Origin of the sequence: Microbacterium amylolyticum (genome assembly GCF_011046975.1) — a bacterium.
Classification (GTDB): Bacteria; Actinomycetota; Actinomycetes; order Actinomycetales; family Microbacteriaceae; genus Microbacterium; species Microbacterium amylolyticum.
On record NZ_CP049253.1, the window covers coordinates 1,000,091 to 1,015,050 of the forward strand.

Annotated in this window: 14 protein-coding genes; 4 read left to right on the forward strand and 10 right to left on the reverse strand. The window is 65.0% G+C overall.

Translation table 11 applies throughout. The features are described from left to right. Positions 1-12: 12 nt before the first annotated feature. The 7 genes from tmk to G6N81_RS04910 form a co-directional block, all read right to left on the reverse strand. Complete coding sequence (gene tmk / locus G6N81_RS04880) at positions 13-642, reverse strand: dTMP kinase (RefSeq protein ID WP_165133843.1); 630 nt, start codon at positions 640-642, stop codon at positions 13-15. Next, entirely contained in the window at positions 642-3,356 is a 2,715-nt protein-coding gene (topA, locus tag G6N81_RS04885; RefSeq protein WP_165133846.1) for a type I DNA topoisomerase, read from the reverse strand. The genes tmk and topA overlap by 1 nt, the downstream gene beginning before the upstream one ends. Positions 3,357-3,457: 101 nt before the next feature. Then, complete coding sequence (locus G6N81_RS04890; RefSeq protein WP_165133849.1) at positions 3,458-3,775, reverse strand: Rv3654c family TadE-like protein; 318 nt, start codon at positions 3,773-3,775, stop codon at positions 3,458-3,460. Next, a complete protein-coding gene (locus tag G6N81_RS04895; RefSeq protein WP_165133852.1) occupies positions 3,775-4,116 on the reverse strand; it encodes a TadE family type IV pilus minor pilin in 342 nt (113 codons plus the stop codon). Before G6N81_RS04895 ends, G6N81_RS04890 begins: the two co-directional genes overlap by 1 nt. After that, complete coding sequence (locus G6N81_RS04900) at positions 4,113-4,298, reverse strand: DUF4244 domain-containing protein (protein WP_165133855.1); 186 nt, start codon at positions 4,296-4,298, stop codon at positions 4,113-4,115. The genes G6N81_RS04895 and G6N81_RS04900 overlap by 4 nt, the downstream gene beginning before the upstream one ends. A 38-nt stretch (positions 4,299-4,336) precedes the next feature. Further along, positions 4,337-5,245 carry a type II secretion system F family protein gene (locus G6N81_RS04905; protein ID WP_165133858.1) on the reverse strand — a complete coding sequence of 303 codons (909 nt, stop codon included), beginning with the start codon at positions 5,243-5,245 and terminating at the stop codon, positions 4,337-4,339. Continuing rightward, positions 5,242-6,258 (reverse strand): TadA family conjugal transfer-associated ATPase, encoded by a 1,017-nt coding sequence (locus tag G6N81_RS04910; RefSeq protein ID WP_165133861.1) that lies wholly within the window; start codon positions 6,256-6,258, stop codon positions 5,242-5,244. The genes G6N81_RS04905 and G6N81_RS04910 overlap by 4 nt, the downstream gene beginning before the upstream one ends. 184 nt (positions 6,259-6,442) lie before the next feature. Here G6N81_RS04910 and acs point away from each other — a divergent pair, with 184 nt between their 5' ends. After that, positions 6,443-8,410, forward strand: coding sequence for an acetate--CoA ligase (gene acs / locus G6N81_RS04915; RefSeq protein ID WP_165133864.1), 1,968 nt, complete (start codon positions 6,443-6,445; stop codon positions 8,408-8,410). 58 nt (positions 8,411-8,468) lie between these two features. Here the strand turns inward: acs and G6N81_RS04920 are convergent, their stop codons facing one another. After that, positions 8,469-8,936 (reverse strand): RidA family protein, encoded by a 468-nt coding sequence (locus tag G6N81_RS04920; RefSeq protein WP_165133867.1) that lies wholly within the window; start codon positions 8,934-8,936, stop codon positions 8,469-8,471. Beyond that, on the reverse strand, positions 8,933-9,151 hold the full coding sequence (locus G6N81_RS04925; RefSeq protein WP_165133870.1) for a Sp36 family protein: 219 nt from the start codon (positions 9,149-9,151) through the stop codon (positions 8,933-8,935). Before G6N81_RS04925 ends, G6N81_RS04920 begins: the two co-directional genes overlap by 4 nt. A gap of 109 nt (positions 9,152-9,260) precedes the next feature. Between G6N81_RS04925 and G6N81_RS04930 the strand changes: the two genes are divergently transcribed. Then, positions 9,261-11,861, forward strand: a complete 2,601-nt coding sequence (locus G6N81_RS04930) for a transglycosylase domain-containing protein (RefSeq protein WP_165133873.1) — start codon at positions 9,261-9,263, stop codon at positions 11,859-11,861. Beyond that, positions 11,861-12,778 carry a metallophosphoesterase gene (locus G6N81_RS04935; RefSeq protein WP_165133876.1) on the forward strand — a complete coding sequence of 306 codons (918 nt, stop codon included), beginning with the start codon at positions 11,861-11,863 and terminating at the stop codon, positions 12,776-12,778. The genes G6N81_RS04930 and G6N81_RS04935 overlap by 1 nt, the downstream gene beginning before the upstream one ends. 3 nt (positions 12,779-12,781) lie before the next feature. On the opposite strand, the gene G6N81_RS04940 is transcribed toward G6N81_RS04935, so the two are convergent. Continuing rightward, complete coding sequence (locus G6N81_RS04940) at positions 12,782-13,378, reverse strand: GTP pyrophosphokinase (RefSeq protein WP_241245119.1); 597 nt, start codon at positions 13,376-13,378, stop codon at positions 12,782-12,784. Between the two features lie 465 nt (positions 13,379-13,843). Between G6N81_RS04940 and G6N81_RS04945 the strand changes: the two genes are divergently transcribed. Continuing rightward, on the forward strand, positions 13,844-14,944 hold the full coding sequence (locus G6N81_RS04945; RefSeq protein ID WP_165131554.1) for an IS1249 family transposase: 1,101 nt from the start codon (positions 13,844-13,846) through the stop codon (positions 14,942-14,944). The last annotated feature ends 16 nt before the right edge of the window (positions 14,945-14,960 follow it).

Below are 14,960 nucleotides of genomic sequence, written 5' to 3' on the forward strand. Positions count from 1 at the left end.
GGAGACGTGCGCTTATCGTCCCCGGCGTTCGAGTTCTTCGCGGATGCGCCCAGCGATGTCCGTCGCCGGAAGTGATGCGTCGACCACAAGGAAGCGGTCCGGTTCAGCGCGCGCCAGCTCGAGGAAACCGTCACGCACGCGGGCGTGAAACTCGGCCTTTTCGGCTTCCATACGGTCGAACGGTTTGTCGTCCGCGTCCAGCCGCTGACGGGCTGCCCCCGGGTCGAGGTCCATCAGCACCGTCACGTCCGGCAGCGCCCCGCCTGTCGCCCACAGCGACAGTTCTCGAACCTCGCCCGCGCCCAAATCTCGTGCGGCGCCCTGATAGGCCACGGACGAGTCGAGATAGCGGTCTTGGATGACCACCTCGCCACGCGCCAACGCGGGCGCCACGATCGTGTCGATGTGGTGCGCACGGTCGGCGGCGAACAGCAGCGCCTCAGCGCGCGCCCCCAGACCACCCCGATGGTGCAGGACAATCTCGCGGATCGTCCTGCCCACCTCGGTGCCACCGGGCTCACGTGTTCGCACAACCGTTCGCCCGAGCTGTTCGAACCACTCACGCAGAAGCTCGGCCTGCGTCGTCTTGCCCGCTCCGTCGCCGCCCTCGAAGGTGATCCAGAGACCGCCGGAGGCGCGCATCACTTCTTCTTCGTCGATGTCTTGCGCGTGGTCGTCTTCCGCGTTGTGCGCTTCTTCGCCGGTCCCTTCGCGCGCTTATCGACGAGAAGCTGCACAGCCCGCTCGAAGTCGACCTCCTCGGCGTTCTCCCCCTTGGGAATCGTCGCGTTGGTCTCACCGTCCGTGACATACGGTCCGAAGCGGCCGTCCTTGATGACGACCTTCTTGCCGCTCGTCGGATCGTCTTTCTCAAAATCCTTCAGAGCAGCGGCCTGGCGGCGAGCGCCGTACTTGGGCTTCTTGTAGACCTCGAGAGCCTCTTCGAGTGTGATGTCGAAGATCTGCTGCTCCGAGTCCAACGAACGAGAATCCGTGCCCTTCTTCAGGTACGGACCGTAGCGACCGTTTTGCGCGGTGATCGCTTCATCGCTCTCGGGATCTGTTCCCACGGTGCGCGGCAGGTCCAGGAGCTGAAGAGCCGTTGATAGGTCGATTGTCTCGGGCGACATGCTCTTGAACAGCGATGCACGGCGCGGCTTTGGCTCAGCCGCCTTCTTCGTCGTCTTCTTCTTGGGCTTTTCTTCGACGACCTCACCCGTGGCCTCATCGGCCTGGGGTTCGTCGCTCTCGGGTTCGGTTTCTTCCAGGTACGGACCGAAGCGTCCGTCTTTGACAACGATGATCTTGCCGTTGTCGGGGTTTTCGCCGAGCACACGGTTTCCGGCAACCGGAGCGTCGATGAGCTCCTGCACCTTCTCCTGCGTCAGCTCGTCCGGTGCGAGCTCCTCCGGCACGTTAATCCGCCGCGGCTCGGCCTCGGCGTTCTCAGGGTCGACGATCTCAAGGTAGGGACCGAACTTGCCGAAGCGCAGTGTGGTCGTGTCGGTGATCGGCGTTGCGTTGAGCTCGCGCGCGTCGATCTCACCGAGGTTGTCGACGATGTTGCGCAGTCCCGGGTGGTTGTCGCCGCCGAAGTAGAACGCCTGCAACCACTGCGAACGGTTTTGCTCGCCGCGGGCGATCCGGTCGAGATCTTCTTCCAGCGTTGCCGTGAAGTCGTAGTCGACGAGCTCGGCGAAGTGCTGTTCGAGAAGGCGGATCACGCTGAAGGCCAGCCACGAGGGAACAAGCGCCTGACCTCGCTTGGAGACATATCCTCGGTCGAGGATCACGCCGATGATGCTCGCGAACGTCGAGGGACGACCGATGCCCTTTTCCTCGAGCGCCTTCACCAGGCTGGCCTCGGTGTAGCGCGGCTTCGGAGAGGTGCTGTGGCCCTTGGCCTCCGTATCCGACACCGCGAGAACGTCGCCAGCGGCTACCTGCGGCAGCTGCTGGTTCTGGTCTTCATCGCTCTTGTGGCGCTTTTCGTCTGCGCCCTCTTCATACGCTTCCAGGAAGCCCTTGAAGGTGTAGACCGTTCCCGACGCGGTGAACTCAACCTTCTTGTCCGCCGCTGTGGTCTCGAGCGTCACGGTGGTCGTCTCGAGCTTCGCGTCGGACATCTGGCTGGCGATCGTGCGCTTCCAGATGAGGTCATACATGCGTTGCTCGTCCTTGCCGAGCTGCCCCGTGACCTCACTGGGCGTGCGGAACGTGTCGCCGGAGGGGCGGATGGCCTCGTGCGCTTCTTGAGCGTTCTTCGACTTCGACGCGTACATCCGCGGCTTGGCCGGAACAGCGGAGTCGCCGTACAGCGCAACGGCCTGCGCTCGCGCAGCCTGAACGGCCTGCGCCGACAGGTTGATCGAGTCGGTACGCATATAGGTGATGTAACCGCGCTCATACAAGCTCTGGGCGACCGACATCGTCACCTTGGCTGTCATGCCGAGCTTACGACCGGCCTCCTGCTGCAGCGTGGAAGTTGTGAACGGCGCGTAGGGGCGGCGCGTTCCCGGCTTTGCCTCGACCTTGGTGACCTCAGCCGAACCGGCCGCTTCGACGGCGGATGCCAGCTCGGTGGCCTGCTTTTCGTCGAGAACAACAACGGCCTTCTTCAGCTGGCCCTTGTCGTCGAAGTCGCGACCGCTGGCCAGAGGGGCTCCGTCAAGACGGGCCAGTCGAATCGAGAAGCTCTCGGCCGACCGTGCGGCGAGCGCAGAAATCGACCAGTAGTCGGCGGAGACGAACGCCATGCGTTCGCGCTCGCGATCGACGACCATGCGCGTTGCCGCGGACTGCACGCGACCGGCACTGAGAGCCTGACCCGAGTTGCCGGAGCCGACCTTGCGCCAAAGAACCGGAGAAACATCCCATCCGTACAGGCGGTCAAGAACGCGGCGCGTCTCTTGTGCATCGACAAGAGAGGTGTCGAGTTCGCGCGTGGACTCGGCGGCCTTGGTGATCGCGTCCTTGGTGATCTCGTGGAACACCATGCGCTTCACGGGAACCTTGGGCTTCAGCGTCTCGAGAAGGTGCCACGCGATGGCCTCGCCCTCGCGGTCTTCATCGGTTGCGAGGATGAGTTCACTCGCACCCTTCATCGCACGCTTGAGTTCAGCGACGGTCTTGGTTTTTCGGTCGCTGACGACGTAGTAGGGGACGAACCCGCCCTCGATGTCGATCGAGTACTTGCCGTACTTTTCACGGTCCTTTTCAGGAATGTCGCGCTTATCAGCGAGGTCGCGGATGTGCCCCACAGAGCTCAGCACCTCGTAGTCGTCTCCGAGGTAACCCTGGATCGAGCGCATCTTCGTGGGCGACTCGACGATCACGAGCTTCTTGCCGTCTACCAAAGGGGGCGTCCTTTCTTCGATGCACACCCTACACACCGCTCACGTGTTGCGACGTCGGGATCGTCGCCATGCTCGGTGCCTCCCATGTAAGGGAGTATGCGCTACCGGGGTGGGCCGGCTCTTGCCCGTGCGATCACGGGAAGGCCGATAAACGTACCCCGGACCTCGATCGTCGCGTCTCTGCCTGAGAGTTCGCAAATCGTGACCCCTACAGACGCCGCCGATGCGACGCGATGGGCCCGGTCGCAGGGTTCTCCTCCCGCGAATCCGCTGAGCGTGTCGGCGGCGGCCAAAGCGGCCGCGTCGGCAGCTCCCGCGACTCGATGGGACTCGGCCGCCGCGCCTCCGGCAAGCGCCAGACCGGCCACAACAACCGCCGTCGCTGCAACAGACGCTCCGGTGAAGGCCGCGCCTCCCATCAGATTCCGCTCTCAAGCGCGCAGCCGGTTGCCGACAAAGGAAGTGAGAACACGCCGATGCTGACGCGATGGGTGGCGGTAACGCAGACCAGATCGCCGTCTCGGCCAATCGCGGCATGCGCGCCGGAAACGGCGGCGTGCACCACACCGGGCGCGCGTTCGGGCTCACCACGGGCGATGAGCCGCGCGGCGTTCGATGCCGCGTCCTGCAATCGCACTTGCGTTCCAGCAGCGGCGAGCGCGCCAATCCCCAGCGCCACGACGAGCACCGCCGCGGGCAGGGCGACCGCGAACTCCGCCGAAGCGGAGCCGCGGTCGTCCCTGGTGGGGCCGAAGATCATGGGACCTGGAGGGCGTTCTGGACGATATTGTTCAGAAGCGACTGCACTTGGCCCGAGCGCATGATCGCCACAAGCACTCCCGCGATGGCAACGGCGGCCATCGTGACGATTGCATATTCGGCGGTGGATGCTCCGCGCTCGTCCTCCATCAGGGCGAGCGGGACGGTTTCAGGGTCATACATGACGATCTCCTTCTATCGATTTCTGGTGGATCCGCCGGCTATCCGGCGGACATCGGGAGCGGGGTCGCACCGAGGATGCCAATGAGCATCGGTGCAACCCCGAGCAGCAGGAAGGCCGGTAGCGTACACACGCCCATGGGAAGGAGCAGCCGTGTGCCGAGGCGAGCGCCGCGCAGACGCCCCTCCGTGCGGGCCAGGTGGCGGGCGTATCCCGCAGAGGCTCGCAGGAGTTCGGCGGCGGGCACGCCCGCGTTTCGCGAGAGTTCGAGCACGCGATCAGCTTCTTCCGATGCCTCTGCCGCTGCCGGCGTCCACTCATCACAGGAGGCGACAACGGCACGCGCCCTGCTGATGGACGTGCCGCCGGAGAGCGCGATCGCCAGCAACTCCTCGTACATCCCTGGTGTTCCGGGGCGCGGACGCGCGGCGCGGACCAGGCGCGCTGTCCAGACCCGCGCACCGACCATCAGGGCCAGACCGGTGATCAGACACAACGCGCCGATGGGCGAGGCGAAGAGAACCCCGAGCGGATCAAGTCCCAGGCCAATGCCGACGACGATGCCGAGAACGGGAAGCCACGCCATCAGCCGGGCGGATGCCATCGGCTCGGCGAGCGCGACGCGAGTGTCGTCACGCAACTCGCCGGCGTCACGCAGGGAGGAAGCGATTGCGCGCAAGGCGTCCGCCAACGGCGCACCGACCGTTTCGGAGACCTCCCACGCGGCCGCGACATCGCCCCATTCCTGCGCGTGTTCGCGGCGAGAAGCGATTGCCTGGGCAACGGAGGTTCCCGCATCGATCTTGTCAACGATGTGCTTCGCTGCTTCGTCACCGTGCACGGCGAGATCCCGCCACGCCGTCGCCGGGTTTGCTCCGGCTTCGAGGAGCACGGCCAGCGGCAGCACTGTGGCACCGGGATCGGACACCCGCGCTTCGGGCTTTTTCATTCCCACGGTGTCACCTCCTCGATGGCAAGGCGCCCGTTGTCGATGCGCAGTGCTCCGGCCGCGGCCAGTCGCCGTGTGCCGTCGGCAGTGCGTTCGAGATGGAGGACGACGTCGATTGCGCTCGATGCCTGTCTGGCGACGGCGTGGTCGTCCCATCCGGCGAGCGCGCCCAGAGCCTCGAGGCGAGCGGGCACATCCGCGATGCTGTTGGCGTGCAGCGTTCCCGCTCCTCCGTCGTGGCCGGTGTTGAGTGCCGTGAGAAGGTCGCGGATCTCCTCCCCTCGGCACTCGCCGACAACGATGCGATCGGGGCGCATACGGAGGCTCTCCCGCACCAGCCGCGCCAGAGGGATCTCCCCCGCGCCTTCCCTGTTGGCCTGGCGTGCTTCCAGAGCCACGTGGTGCGGATGCTCCAGCCGCAGTTCGGCGACGTCCTCGATCGTCACAATGCGCTCCGTAGGCGGTGCGCCCGCCAAAAGCGCGGACAGCAGCGTGGTCTTGCCACAGCCAGCGCCTCCGGTGACAAGCACATTGGCGCGGCGAGCGACGAGCCGGCCCAGCCAGGCCGCGGCGGACTCGGTGAAGGCGCCGCCACGCCGCAAGCCGTCAATGTCCACTCGTCCGAGCCGGGGAACGCGCACCGAGATCGCCGTGCCGCCCGTCGCCACCGGTGCAAGGGCCACGTGTACGCGAACACCTCCCGCCAACCGCACGTCGACAAGCGGCGTCTGGTCATCGACATGGCGACCGCCGCGGCCGACGAGCGCCGTGGCCAGGTCTCGCACTTCCCGTTCGGATGCCCGCCACGTCGTCACCCGTTCCGCTCCCGCTCCGCGATCGACGAACAACCCCGACGACCCGTTGACGAACAGATCCGTGACATCAGCGTCCGCAACATAGGGGGCGAGCGCGCCGAAGGTGCCCGAGTCGAGTGGACGGGCCTCGTCGCTCGTCGCGGCGACGGGCTGCGTACCCGACGGGTTGCGGGGCTGAACGACAAAGGGTTCCGTCATGGCCACGACGCTAGGAAAGCGGCGCCGGTGCTGCTCACGGTGGTGCCCCCATCGTCAGATAACGTGACGAATCGGACAATGTGGACACGCAACTCGCTTCTGGCTCTGATGACCGGCATGCCCGTACGGTTCACGTGCGGGCGTTGAGTGGTCCGCACGCTGACCATGCCGCGAAGGAGCGCAGATGTCTTCCCACCTCGAAGGTGCCACCGCCTCGAATCCCCGATTCGCCCCGCCCATGGATTTCGCGGCGCAAGCCGTCGCGGGCCGCGAAATCCAGGAGCAGGCGAGCGCCGATCGCCTCGCGTTCTGGGAGAAGCAATCGCGCGACCTTCTGCACTGGGATACCCCGTTCACCCGCGTGCTCGACTGGTCGACGCCTCCGTTCGCCCGCTGGTTTGACGACGGAGAGCTCAACGTTGCTTATAACTGTCTCGATCGCCACGTCGAAGCAGGAAACGGCGATCGGATCGCGTTGCATTTTGAGGGCGAACCGGGCGACTCGCGATCGCTGACCTATGCCGAGTTGACGAGCGAGGTCAAGCGGGTTGCCAACGTCTTGGAGGGTCTCGGCGTCGGCCCCGGCGACAGGGTCGCGATCTACCTGCCGATGATTCCTGAGGCGATCGCGTCGCTTCTTGCAGTGGCACGCCTCGGAGCAATCCACTCGGTGGTCTTTGGCGGCTTCAGCGCCGACAGCCTCCGCGCACGCATCGACGATGCCGGGGCGAAGGTAGTGATCACCGCGGACGGCGGGTACCGCAAGGGCCGCGCATCAGCACTGAAACCTGCCGTCGACCAGGCTCTGGCGGATCGTGGCAACGGCGAACAGGGCACGGTTGAGCATGTCCTCGTTGTGCGGCGTACCGGGCAGGAGGTCGAGTGGAACGCCGGCCGCGACGTGTGGTGGCACGATGTGGTTCCCGCCGAGCCCGCTACCCACGAGGCCCGTGCATTCCCCGCAGAGAACCCGCTGTTCATCCTGTATACCTCGGGAACAACGGGCAAACCGAAGGGCATTCTGCACACCTCCGGCGGGTATCTCACACAGGCTGCGTTCACCCATAAGAACGTGTTCGATCTGCGCCCCGAAAACGATGTGTACTGGTGCTCGGCCGACATCGGTTGGATCACGGGACACAGCTATGTCGTCTATGGTCCGCTCGCGAACGGCGCCACCCAGGTCATCTACGAGGGAACGCCTGACCACCCGGAGCCCGGCCGCTGGTGGGACGTTGTTGAGAAGTACGGCGTGACGATCTTCTACACCGCCCCGACCGCCGTGCGCAGCTTCATGAAACAGGGCAGGTCGATCCCGCAGTCACGCGATCTGTCATCGCTGCGCCTGCTCGGATCAGTGGGCGAGCCCATCAACCCCGAGGCGTGGAAGTGGTTCCGCGACGTCATCGGAGCGGGCGTCACCCCGATTGTCGATACGTGGTGGCAGACGGAGACGGGGGCAATCATGATTTCGGCGCTCCCCGGCATCACCGATCTGAAGCCCGGTTCCGCTCAGGTTCCCATTCCCGGCATCTCGGTGGCTGTTGTTGACGAGACGGGCGAACCCGTTGCTCGCGGCGACGGCGGTCTGCTGGTGGCGACCGAGCCGTGGCCCAGCATGCTCCGCGGCATCTGGGGAGACCCGGAGCGGTTCGTCGAAACGTACTGGAAGATGTTCGCCGATCGCGGCTATTACTTTGCGGGCGACGGCGCACGCCTCGACGAGGACGGTGATGTGTGGTTGCTGGGCCGGGTGGACGACGTGATGAACGTCTCCGGCCACCGGCTCTCGACAGCCGAAATCGAATCGGCCCTCGTCGCCCACCCCGCAACGGCCGAGGCGGCCGTTGTCGGCGCAAACGACGAGACAACGGGCCAGGCGGTCGTCGCGTTCGTGATCCTCAAAGAGAGCTATCTGAAGGAGAACACCGCCGAGGGTCTTGCGGGAGAGCTGCGCGGATGGGTGGGCGAGCAGATCGGCCCGATCGCGCGTCCCCGAGACGTGTACATCGTCGGAGAACTCCCCAAGACCCGTTCAGGGAAGATCATGCGGCGTCTGCTGCGCGATGTGGCGGAAGGGCGCGAGGTGGGCGACACGCAGACCCTCGCCGATACGTCGGTGATGAGTGTAATCACGGCGCAGGTGCGCTGATCTGACACACGAGCGGCGGGGGGCAGCCCTCCCCCGCCGCTCTTTCGCGATGGTCTCGCTACGTGATCGTGAAGGCCACTTCGACCTCGACGGGCGCGTCGAGCGGAAGAACCGCCACTCCGACCGCTGAGCGGCTGTGCGCGCCGGCGTCGCCGAAGATCTCGCCGAGCACCTCGCTGGCACCGTTGATAACGCCCGGCTGTCCGGTGAACGACGACTCAGACGCGACAAAGCCGGTTACCTTGAACACACCGGAGAGCCGGTCCACTCCACCCGCCGCCGCAGAAGCCGCGGCAATCGCGTTCAGAGCGCAGGTACGGGCGTATACCTTCGCGTCAGCCGCAGCAACGGATCCGTCGCCCTCGCCGACCTTTCCCGTTGCGGGTAGCTCACCACCGGTGAAGGGAAGCTGGCCCGATGTCCAGACGAGATCCCCATGCACCTTCGCGGGGATGTACGCGGCAACGGGAGCAGCGACGCTCGGCAGCTCGATTCCCAGCTCCGCCAGGCGGGCGGCGACGCTCACTGCTGACCCTCGAACTGCTTAGCCGCCTCAGCTGCATGTGCAAGGCCGGCGTTCTGCTCGCCGAGGCCCGTCTGGCGCTTCATATACGCGACAAGACCGCCTTCGGTGTTCGGCACGATCTGCACGAGTTCCCACCCCTGCTTGCCCCAGTTGTTCAAAATTGCCGCTGTGTTGTGGATCATCAGCGGGGTAGTGAGGTACTCCCAGGTGGTCACGAATAGCTCCCGTCGTCAGGGCTCATAGATAGGTCACAGGCTGGGGATCACGTCGAAGAACGCTTTGCAGGCGCAACCCTCTTCAGGCTTCTCCCCTACCATCTAGCCTATGCCTCATGCGAAAAGGACGGTCGGCGGTGTTCTCGGTGGATTCCTCGGGCTCGTCGGTCTCAGCGCGGTTGCCGGTGTTCTCGTCACGGCGACGGTGACCCCCGCGATTGCCGTTTCCGGCTATACGGCGTCCAGTGCGATCTCGCTGTTCGAGAACCTCCCCGGCTACCTCGAGGTAGACCGCCCCATGGAGGTCACCACGATCTACGCGAAGACCACCGACGGCAAAGACTTCGAGCTGGCGTCGTTCTACGACCAGAACCGCGAACCCGTTGAATATGACGAGGTGTCGCAGCTGGTGTTCGATGCGCTTCTCGCCTCGGAAGACCCGCGCTACTACGAGCACGGCGGCGTTGACCTGATCGGAACAACCCGCGCGATCCTCAGCAACGCGGCGAGCGACGAAACGCAGGGTGGGTCGTCGATCAGCCAGCAGTACGTCAAGAACGTTCAGGTCGAGGCTTGTGAGCGCACGGCCGAATCCGACGAAGAGCGCATCGCGTGCTATAACGAGGCGACCGACTCGGAGGGCGTCGACGGATACCAGCGCAAGCTGCAGGAGATGCGCTACGCCATCGCGATCGAGCAGGAGTACTCGAAGGAAGAAATTATTCTCGGGTATCTCAACCTCGCCAACTTCGGCGGCACGACCTACGGCATTGAGGCCGCTGCCCAGCGCTACTTCTCGAAGTCGGCGAAGGACGTCTCGCTGTCCGAGGCGGCAACTCTCGCCGGTATGGTGCAGAACCCCAACACGTTCCGGCTCGATGTTCCTGAGAGCGAAGCCAACGGCGCCGAGAACGGCTATGCACGAACGCTGGAGCGCCGCGACTACGTGCTGTACCGCATGGTGACCGAGGGAAAGATCACCCAGAAACAGTACGACGAGGCGAAAGAACAGCCGATCGAGCCGAAGCTCAGCTACCGCGAGCGGGGTTGCTCAGCAGCGGGCGGCTCCGGCTACTTCTGCCAGTACGTGAAAGAAACGATCGTCAACGATACGCGTTACGCGAGTGTGTTCGGCGAGACGCGGGAAGAGCGCATCGATCTGCTCAGCCGCGGCGGTCTCGACATCTACACCTCGCTCGACTTCGACATGCAGCAGGCCGCTGAAGCCACGATGGAAGCCAACGTGCCGGCAACGCACGATCAGCTCCGGGTGGGCTCGAGCCTGGTTCAGATAAAACCGCAGACCGGCGAAATCCTGTCGATGGCGCAGAACACTCGATTCAATGAGGTCGAGAGCGGCGAAGGGCAAACCTCGCTCGTCTACGCGGCTGATCAAGAACACGGCGCTGCGACGGGCTTCGAAGTGGGGTCGACCTACAAGCTCTTCACCTTGATCGATTGGCTGGAGCAGGGCCGGTCCGTGCGCGAGATGGTCAACGGTGCCAACCGCCCCTACCAGATGACGTGTCATGGATCGCCGACGGACGCGCCCGCACAGATTCAGAACTTCGGCAACGGTGCCGGTCGAACGGCGGACGTCGTCAATTTCACCGCTACCTCGCTCAACACCGGCTTCCTCGCGATGGCGGAGCAGCTGGACATCTGCGATATTCACGGTGTTGCCGAGCGGCTAGATGTGAAGACCGGTGGGGGTGGATCGGTGCTCGATCAGCTCGGTCCCTTCTCCGTTCTCGGTTCGCAGAGCATCGACCCCATCACCATGGCCTCGGCATACGCGACCGTCGCAAACGGCGGCGTACAGTGCGAGCCGACGGCGATTACGGGTGTTGTCGCGGCGGATGGAACCGAGCTGGAACTTCCCGATACCACATGTGAGCGGAAGCTCGACGAGAACATCGCCGCTACGACTGCCTACGCTCTCGCCGCGGTGATGGGTGGCCCTGGCGCGACGGCAACGCAGGCGAACCCGAACGATGGCGTTCCCATCATCGGTAAGACGGGAACGGCCGAGGGCCGCAGCACATGGATGATCCAGACCACGACAAACGTGACCACCGCGGCGTGGGTGGGAAGCATCGGCGAGGACACGGTTGAGAAGTTCCTCAGCATCGACATGTATCGCATGACCAATCAGCACGGAACGCTGATGTCGAGCCTGCGGTACAACCTCGCCCGCGATGTTCAGGCCGCGGCCAATCGCAAGTACGGCGGCGACGCCTTCCCCGAGCCCGATAGCAACCTGATTCGTGTTGTCGAGGCGGACGTTCCCTCCGTCGTGGGCGACGCTCCGGATGCTGCCGAGCGGAAGATCCGCGAAGCCGGTTTCCAGCCGCGTATCGTCTCAGATCGCGTCACCGGCGTCCAGGATTCGGGACGCGTCGAGCGCACCGATCCGTCGGGACGCGCTCCGGTGGGAAGCGTCGTGAACATCTTCGTATCGGACGGCAACGGTGTTGAGGTTCCGAACGTCTCGGGACAGACGCCACCTCAGGCCGTCAGCGAGCTCTCCCGGGCAGGTCTGCGTGGGTCCCTCGGACAGTGCACCGAGAACGGGAACGCCAACCGTCCGCGCGTGACGGAAACCAACCCGAGTGCCGGAGAGTCCGTCGAAAAGGGAACAACGGTCACGGTCTCGTGGGAGGCTCGCAACTGCGACACCTCCTTCGAGCCGGATGAGGACGACGACTGATGGCTCCACGCAGCGGCCCTCTCACCGCGCTCATGACGGTGGGCGCGGTGGGCGCCGCTGCGGCGGCGTGGGGAATGGGAGTCGAGCGTCATCTCTTCACCGTTCGACACCACGTGGTGCCGGTGTTGAGTTCCGGGAGCGACCCCATCCGTGTTCTCCACATCAGCGATATGCATTTGGCTCCGTGGCAGACACGTCGCCGCGAGTGGATCGCGAATCTCGCGTCCCTGCGACCGGATGTTGTGATCGACACGGGTGACAACCTCGGTCACCCGGATGCGATCCCCGCCGTCCGCTCGGCTCTGGCTCCGTTTGCCGGCCTGCCCGGCGTGCACGTGCACGGCTCCAACGACATTTGGTCTCCCCGTCCGCGCAACCCGTTCCGGTACTTCCTCGGGCCCTCGGAGCGCACCAAGGCAGCGCCGCTTCTCGATACCCAGGGACTCGACCAGGTCCTCGAAGGAGAACTCGGCTGGTACGGCCTCAATAACGAGGCCGTGACGCTGGATGTGCGCGGACACCGGTTGCGCTTTCTGGGGACGAACGACCCGCACCACGACCTCGAAGACTGGGAAGCGCTCGATGCCTCGGCAATGGACGCCGCCGATGGGTCCCTGACGATCGGCGTGACCCACGCGCCGTATCGCCGCATCCTCGATGGCTTCGGCGACCGCGGAGCGGACATGATCTTCGCAGGCCACACCCACGGCGGTCAGGTGCGCGTTCCGGGTGTGGGCGCTCTCGTGGCGAACTGCGACATCCCGTTGGCCCAGGCACGCGGCCTATCCTCCTGGCGCCATGGCGCACGTGAGATCCCGCTCAATGTGAGCGCGGGTCTCGGGCACTCGGTCTACGCCCCCGTGCGCTTCGCGTGCCGCCCCGAGGTGTCCCTTCTGACTTTGGCACCGCGCCCGTAGGGTCTACTGCTCGATCGATCGGCGAATGTCGTCGAGGTTGCGATCTGCCTGTTCCAGAAGAGCAGCTGTCAGAGCGAAGCGACGGTTGATCTCCGGCGTTGGCGGCTCGGATTGCGGCTTATACCGAAAGTCATGCTCGACCTCGGCCCACACGTGCTCGAGCATCGTGCGGATCTGCACCTCGACGGGAAGTCCCGGCTCGGTTTCTTTGAACGTTGTTCCGTCGCCCCGCGTTCGTCCGACGAACTGGACGCTGCGGTATCCGAAGCTCTCATCGTCCAGCAGATCACCCTTGTCGATGTATGAGTCTTCGACGACCTCGAGAAGGCGCCGCGTCATGCGTTCGATCTGTGCAAGGTCGCTGCGGAAAAAAGCCATGATGCGCACGCCGACAACATCGTGAACCTGCCGAGCTGGGTTGCGGCGTACCTTCTGCTCAAACGACCATCGCTTCTTCACGCGCGCCTCGACGCGGAAGTAGGACACTCCCCACTGCCGCAGGTGCAGGGGGATGTCGTGTTCCAGTGCGTCGCGAAGCGCGCGGTACGAGGGAAGCCCGCGGTCGTACTCCCGCATCGCTTCCTTGATGTCCGCTTCCATGTCCACGCCTCCAGGGTAGGGTGCCACGTTCGCGGTTGCGTGATGCATCCCGCGAGTCTCGCACCGTTTCTGAAACTGACAAACACATCGACCTCGCCGGCCACCCGCACCCGCAACGCGTCCGCCAGCCGGCCCAGGCGCTCGACCTCGCGCGTCACGGCCACAAGATCACCGTCGGAGAGCGCCTCAATGTGGTCAGCAGCCTCCGCAATGTTGTCGATCGCCGCGCCGATTCCGGCCATCACTCCGGCAGGAGCGGGCGGGGCGGCGAGAGCGTTCGGCATGCTCCCAGCGTACGAACCACCCCTGACATTCGAAGCCGACAAGGCCTCATCAACCATCGTTTTTCCGCGAGGAGACACACACGGAACGGGGGTTATCGGCCAAAAGGAGTGGATGACTTCGTGATCTAGCCGCGTAATCGCGCGGTAGAACGAGAACAGTCATGGTCTGCGAGGCTTACTCGTGGACCTTCCGACGAACTCGACGACCTGTCTGGTATGCGGCAGCAAGCTGGTCAAGAACGGGAAACACCGCTCCGGAACCCAACGCTGGCGTTGCCCGTCCTGCGGATCCTCGAGCGTGCGCCGCCGACCCGACGTGACCGCCCGCGAACAGCTCCGCGCCTTCGCTTGCTGGCTCGTCGGGAAACTCACCCAAGCCGAGATCGATGGAACGGCCACCGGGCGCTCGTTCCGCCGCCGGACCGCGTGGTGCTGGGACATCTCCCCGCGACTGGGCCCGGTCGAGACGACCTATCACGCGGTCCTCGTCGATGGCATCCACATCGGCTCCTGGTGCCTGCTCATCGCTCTCAGCGACACCGGACACGTCCTCGCCTGGCAATGGTGCGCGCGAGAGAACACCGCGGCCTGGAAAGCACTGTTCGAGCAGATCCCCGCGCCCGGCATCGTCATCTCCGACGGCGGCAGCGGCCTCCCGTCCGCACTGCGACAGGCCTGGCCCGAGACAAAGCATCAACGCTGCCTGTTCCACCTGCAGATGAACATCACCCGTCACCTCACCCGCAACCCCAGAACCCCGGCAGGGCGCGCGCTACGGCGCCTGGTGATGGACCTCAGTTCCGTCCGCGACGCGGACGCCGCGATCCAGTGGCAGCTGCTCCTGGAGCAGTGGTGGCAGTCATTCGGTCACCTCACCACCGAACGGACCCTGTTCCGCAACGGCCAGTTCGGATTCACCCATGACCGACTCCGGAAAGCCTGGTTGCTGGTCCGCCTGGTCGTTCGGAAGAACCTCATCTTCACCCACATCACCTACGGCAACCCGCGCACCACCAGCCCGCTCGAGGGACTGAACGCACAGATCCGCGATCTGTTGCGTCGACACCGCGGGATGAGCGAGGAACACCGCCGCCGCGCGGTCGAGTGGTTCCTCACCCTGCACGAGCTCCCGCTCGAACACGCTCTCGACCTCGCCAAGCCGATCGAACCCGTCACCGCTCCGGCACCGGTCGAGGAACCGATCGGACCGGCGCTCTATGACACCGGGCTCGACGCGGGCGAGGGGCTCTGGACCCGAGCAGGGTGGGCGGGACGCGGGTGACACGCCAGACCCATCC

Excerpts from the sequence above, each read along its gene's own strand:
- tmk (WP_165133843.1), bottom strand. The coding sequence starts at position 642 with ATGCGCGCCTCCGGCGGTCTCTGGATCACCTTCGAGGGCGGCGACGGA.
- G6N81_RS04890 (WP_165133849.1), bottom strand. The coding sequence starts at position 3,775 with ATGGGAGGCGCGGCCTTCACCGGAGCGTCTGTTGCAGCGACGGCGGTT.
- G6N81_RS04895 (WP_165133852.1), bottom strand. The coding sequence starts at position 4,116 with ATGATCTTCGGCCCCACCAGGGACGACCGCGGCTCCGCTTCGGCGGAG.
- G6N81_RS04900 (WP_165133855.1), bottom strand. The coding sequence starts at position 4,298 with ATGTATGACCCTGAAACCGTCCCGCTCGCCCTGATGGAGGACGAGCGC.
- G6N81_RS04905 (WP_165133858.1), bottom strand. The coding sequence starts at position 5,245 with ATGAAAAAGCCCGAAGCGCGGGTGTCCGATCCCGGTGCCACAGTGCTG.
- G6N81_RS04910 (WP_165133861.1), bottom strand. The coding sequence starts at position 6,258 with ATGACGGAACCCTTTGTCGTTCAGCCCCGCAACCCGTCGGGTACGCAG.
- acs (WP_165133864.1), top strand. The coding sequence starts at position 6,443 with ATGTCTTCCCACCTCGAAGGTGCCACCGCCTCGAATCCCCGATTCGCC.
- G6N81_RS04930 (WP_165133873.1), top strand. The coding sequence starts at position 9,261 with ATGCCTCATGCGAAAAGGACGGTCGGCGGTGTTCTCGGTGGATTCCTC.
- G6N81_RS04935 (WP_165133876.1), top strand. The coding sequence starts at position 11,861 with ATGGCTCCACGCAGCGGCCCTCTCACCGCGCTCATGACGGTGGGCGCG.
- G6N81_RS04940 (WP_241245119.1), bottom strand. The coding sequence starts at position 13,378 with ATGGAAGCGGACATCAAGGAAGCGATGCGGGAGTACGACCGCGGGCTT.